Raw genomic sequence first — 4,308 nt, forward strand, 5'->3', positions numbered from 1 at the left:
ATTTTGGCCGCAGGACTTGCGGTGTCAGTCTGTAGAGCGACCATAAGACCAGAACAGAGTAAATCTGTTAAGGCAGGTGCGAAACCCCGCAAGGGAAAGAAGCAGAAACCTAAATCGTGAGGTTTGGGAATCACCGTCCGTTTTACGGCGGTGAGGATGTCAAAGCTATAGCTCTGTCTATAGTGACAGAAATAAAAACTACACCAGACACAGAGGGTTTTTGTTATATCTAAGGTTGGGGAAAACTATTTAATCTTAAGCAAGCGATCGCTTGATTATCAATTCAATTTGGAACTTATCAGGGATTGGGAAAAAAGACAACCTTACCAATAATTCCTAAGATTCCAGTTGTCATTACTCCAACAATACTTAAGAAGCCAACAGTCATAATATTGAGGCGACTGTTAATATCATTAACTCGCTTATCTAGTCCTTCAACCTTTGCTTTGATTTCTGCTTGACCTATCTCTATCCTTTTGATGTCTTCTTTAAGTCCGATAATCAAATCTTTGAGTTCTTTAATATCCGATTCGGTGAAAGCAGTCATGTTTCTATCTCCCGATTTGCCAATGATACTAATTTAATTTTATAGGAGTGATCGCTTGCTTATTAATTCAATTTAGAGGTGATCAGGGATTGGGAAAAAAGACCACCTTTCCTAAAATTCCTAGCATTCCAGCTACCATGACTCCGACAATACTCAAAAAGCCAATAGTCATAATATTGAGACGGGTACTAATGTCATCTATACGCTTTTCTAATGATCCCATCCGTTCATCAACTCGCTTCTCAAATTCTCCAAATTTGGCTTTGATTTCTGCTTGACCTATCTCTATCCTTTTGATGTCTCGTTGTATTTCTACTTGTCCTATTTGTAATTTTTGAATCTCCTGTTGTAAAACAATCATTAAGTCTTTCAGTTCTTTAATATCCGATTCGGTGAAAGCAGTCATGTTTCTGTCTCCTGATTTGCCAATGATACTAATTTAATTTTATACGAGCGATCGCTTGATTGTCAAGATTAACTATGATTAAGTTAATCTTGGAAACGACAGGATACCTAAGCTATCTTAGCTTAATTTTAATCAGTCAATACTTAAGGCTTCTAGTTGCTCATTGAGCCAATTTGTTGCTGTGGTTTCATCGGTTTCTATCGCTTTCTCTAGTCCTATTTTAGCAATTTCTAGGAGTTGTTTGGATGAGGATTTTGTATTTCTAGTATCTGGCATTTTTTCAGCTATTAAAAGAACGTAGAACGTAGAAACCCAACGTCTGACAATCTTGCCAATTTCTTGATCAATTTGGGAATCGGTTAACTCAACCACTCTCTCACTCCAAAATGAAAGCTGGTATCCCTAGTCTATCAGCTAGTTGGAGCTTAATCGGTTTAGGGCGGAAGGCAAGGGATAGTTAGGGAAAGAAATATAAAGATTTATTAAATTGTAGCTTAGGATACTGTGCGGGCGGGGTAGTGTGTATTGTGGTTGTGTCTCCTAATAAAAGATTATAAAGTTCAAATGAAAATTAAAAATCGTTCTTTCACTGTACTCTTAAGTTTTTCAATTGTTTTATTTTCCATTAACTGCCAGGCAATTGCAGCAACTTTTACTCCTAAAGGTGCTATTCAAGGAAAAGGTATAGATTTTCTTCTTAATGTAGCAGCTAATGTTTTTACAGACATTTTAAAAGGGGCATTAAACTTACCTGGTTTAACTCAAGATACCAGTTTAGCTGAAGCTGATTTTACAGATAGAGGAATAAATACAGCCTATGTACTAATCGCCCTTGCTGATGATGCTCAAGATAAAAAAGCTTTTTTTGGCAGTGGTAAGGGAAGTGTAAATCCTGAGCAAACTGTCTTTGCAAAAAGTACCCAATGGCCAGGAACAACAGCTAAAATAGGAGCATTGATTGACAGGGGACTTTTTTTCTAGACAATTTCTCTTGGCAGTCCTCCTAAAACATCTTTGAATCTTACTTGACAAGATTTTGTGCCTAGTCCATTATCAGAAAATAGAACTACTTCTTCAAGTTTCGGATTTATTTTTGCCAATGGCAATTTTATTTTTGGTGGACAAGAAAAGTCAAGACAAATCCCTATAGACCCTAAAATCGTCCCCGAACCCACTGGGAGCATCTCATTTATGCAAGTGAGTAATTATGCTTGTCGCTAAAACTTGCTTCTGGTAAGGCTTTCAAAATAGCTTGACATAAAACCTGATTTAGGGGTTACAAAGGTGAGATGCTCCCCGTACTCGGTACTCTCGGCGCAGCCTCAACCCTCAAGCGCAAATTGAAGCCATCCAAATCAGCCGAAAAAGAAACCACAAAAGTAGGCTAAATTGCCCAGCAAAAATACGACAAATTACCCCTTCATTCAGTCAGTTGAGGGGGGTATTTTTTGCATAACTCTCTGAATTTCCATGATTTTAAGGAGTATGGTTTATCTTGCGAGCCGAGAGCTGCTACAATCTAAGATGACTGGTTATAGATGCTTTCAAGATGACTAAAACAGCAGAAACCCTCAAAATAGAACTTGCTCAACTTCCTGTGCAAGATCGCGCTGAACTCGCTTACTTTCTCATCCATTCTTTAGATGAAGGTGTAGATGACAATGTTTTAGATGCTTGGGATAGAGAATTAACTGAAAGATTAGCCGAAATTTATGCTGGAACAGCCAATGGTGAACCATCAGAAAAAGTATTATTGGAATTACGAGAGAAATATTCGTGAAACCGGTTATTATTCACAGTGAAGCAACAGGAGAACTTGACAATGCTATTCAATATTATGAGAAGCAAAAGATAGGATTAGGGCTAGATTTGCTATCTGAAATTGAACAAGTTCTCGAAAAAATTAAAATTAACCCTAATCTGGGAACAGACCATACTATCGAAGGGGTAAGCCGTTATGTCATTCGCCGTTTTCCTTACATCATTTTTTATGTAGAATTTGAAGCATTTATCTGGCTGGTTGCGATCGCACATGGAAAACGTAAACCTGATTACTGGAAAAAGCGAAATTTAGAATAATGGAGATACTCAAACGTAAACTAAAACCATCCAAATCCACCGAAAAGGAACCCACAAAAGTAGGCTAAATTGCCTCTAAAAATACCATAAATGCCCCTTCATGTTATCTTGAGTGGGCTTATTTTAGGGAATTTATTTTTACAATCCAAATCAATCATTTTCATTCTATAATGTTACCAGTGTAAAATAAATAAGAGGGGTTATTCATAATGAGTACACATCCGGATAACTTTGACAACCTTCTCTTCTGGAATAACCTGATAAACCAAACGATGCTGAATATTAATACGTCGGGAATAATAGCTCGCTAAATCGCCACTGAGTTTCTCATAAACAGGATAAGATTGATAGGGATTTGACTTAAGAATATTTAATAACTCGTTAGCTTGTTTTGCCCACCCAGTACGAGCCAGCTTTTCAGCATCTTTTTTCGCTTGTTTGGTAAAAACCAACTGCCAATTATCCATTTAAAATTGCTCTGATACCCGCCTCATCCACACAATCTTCAATAGAAGTGTTGCCACCTTCAATAATTGAATCTACCATACCAGGAATAGAATACAAATAAAGCGTTTCTTGAATAGAGTTCCAATCTTCCTCAGCGATTAAAATAGCATTTTTTTTCGTACCAGATAACAAAATCGGTTGATGATTATCATTGGTATCATTCACTAATTCATCAATTTGTTCTTTGGCTTCAGTAACAGTAACAATTTTCATGTAACTATCCCTTAAATTAACAACAAGAGCGCAACCAATCTTAACACAAGTCAAGTATTATTCAGCATAATAGCACCTTTTCTAAATATTTGTCAAATTTCTTTTTACTTATTCTCGTTGCCAATTCTTGATAAGTTGCCTTGCTCTGGAGCATGGTACATTGACTGATTGATTACTATTCTGGGTGTTCCTAGGGGATTGAGTAAAGCACTAAGTAGGTAGGTGTTAAAATTTGTCAGAGCCGCCTTATTAAGGGGAGCAGGGGGGATCAAAGACAAAATCTATCTTCAATTAATTCTCGATAAACTGCTTAGGGAATAAAAACTATTTCGTAAAGTTGTTGTAGTAGATAAAGTTGATTAATAGCTGCAAGATTGTTGATAGGCGATGTATCACTGACAATAATCACAATCTTCCCATCTCCCGCAAGTTCTTAATATCCTGTTCAAAATCTTCGACATCGTAGTGTACTGGAATTTGACGACTTGCCAGTAGGTGTTGAAAAGCAATACGATTCATTCCGGCAAATCGACTCGCTTGAGCAAGGGTGAGCTTC

General features: G+C 37.1%; 9 protein-coding genes and 2 pseudogenes. 4 read left to right on the forward strand and 7 right to left on the reverse strand.

Annotated elements, in window-relative coordinates; all coding sequences use genetic code 11:
* Nucleotides 1–298: 298 nt before the first annotated feature.
* The 3 genes from IM479_RS06955 to IM479_RS06965 all read right to left on the reverse strand — a co-directional run bounded on the left by IM479_RS06955 (nt 299) and on the right by IM479_RS06965 (nt 1,325).
* On the reverse strand, nt 299–547 hold the full coding sequence (locus tag IM479_RS06955; RefSeq protein WP_287685618.1) for a DUF4164 domain-containing protein: 249 nt from the start codon (nt 545–547) through the stop codon (nt 299–301).
* Between the two features lie 82 nt (nt 548–629).
* Complete coding sequence (locus tag IM479_RS06960) at nt 630–953, reverse strand: DUF4164 domain-containing protein (protein WP_287685617.1); 324 nt, start codon at nt 951–953, stop codon at nt 630–632.
* Nucleotides 954–1,085: 132 nt separating this feature from the next.
* Nucleotides 1,086–1,325: a hypothetical protein gene (locus IM479_RS06965; protein WP_287685616.1), complete on the reverse strand. Its 240-nt coding sequence runs from the start codon at nt 1,323–1,325 to the stop codon at nt 1,086–1,088.
* A gap of 192 nt (nt 1,326–1,517) precedes the next feature.
* Between IM479_RS06965 and IM479_RS06970 the strand changes: the two genes are divergently transcribed.
* The 4 genes and pseudogenes from IM479_RS06970 (at nt 1,518) to IM479_RS06985 (ending at nt 3,032) form a co-directional block, all read left to right on the forward strand.
* A complete protein-coding gene (locus IM479_RS06970; RefSeq protein WP_287685614.1) occupies nt 1,518–1,934 on the forward strand; it encodes a hypothetical protein in 417 nt (138 codons plus the stop codon).
* Between the two features lie 311 nt (nt 1,935–2,245).
* Nucleotides 2,246–2,341, forward strand: a pseudogene (locus IM479_RS06975) (PEP-CTERM sorting domain-containing protein); the annotation flags it as partial.
* A 161-nt stretch (nt 2,342–2,502) separates the two neighbouring features.
* Nucleotides 2,503–2,733, forward strand: coding sequence for an addiction module protein (locus IM479_RS06980; RefSeq protein WP_287079492.1), 231 nt, complete (start codon nt 2,503–2,505; stop codon nt 2,731–2,733).
* Complete coding sequence (locus IM479_RS06985) at nt 2,730–3,032, forward strand: type II toxin-antitoxin system RelE/ParE family toxin (protein WP_287079490.1); 303 nt, start codon at nt 2,730–2,732, stop codon at nt 3,030–3,032. Before IM479_RS06980 ends, IM479_RS06985 begins: the two co-directional genes overlap by 4 nt.
* Before the next feature lie 200 nt (nt 3,033–3,232).
* Here the strand turns inward: IM479_RS06985 and IM479_RS06990 are convergent, their stop codons facing one another.
* The 4 genes and pseudogenes from IM479_RS06990 to IM479_RS07005 form a co-directional block, all read right to left on the reverse strand.
* Nucleotides 3,233–3,499: a Txe/YoeB family addiction module toxin gene (locus IM479_RS06990; protein ID WP_287079488.1), complete on the reverse strand. Its 267-nt coding sequence runs from the start codon at nt 3,497–3,499 to the stop codon at nt 3,233–3,235.
* Nucleotides 3,492–3,752 (reverse strand): type II toxin-antitoxin system Phd/YefM family antitoxin, encoded by a 261-nt coding sequence (locus IM479_RS06995; protein WP_002736246.1) that lies wholly within the window; start codon nt 3,750–3,752, stop codon nt 3,492–3,494. Before IM479_RS06995 ends, IM479_RS06990 begins: the two co-directional genes overlap by 8 nt.
* Nucleotides 3,753–4,065: 313 nt before the next feature.
* A pseudogene (locus IM479_RS07000) lies at nt 4,066–4,161 on the reverse strand (PIN domain-containing protein); the annotation flags it as partial.
* A partial coding sequence (locus IM479_RS07005) for a UPF0175 family protein (protein ID WP_287685619.1) occupies nt 4,158–4,308 on the reverse strand: 151 nt, incomplete at its 5' end. The pseudogene IM479_RS07000 and the gene IM479_RS07005, both read right to left, overlap by 4 nt.

Source organism: Microcystis sp. M165S2, from assembly GCF_020245885.1.
Classification (GTDB): domain Bacteria; phylum Cyanobacteriota; class Cyanobacteriia; order Cyanobacteriales; family Microcystaceae; genus Microcystis.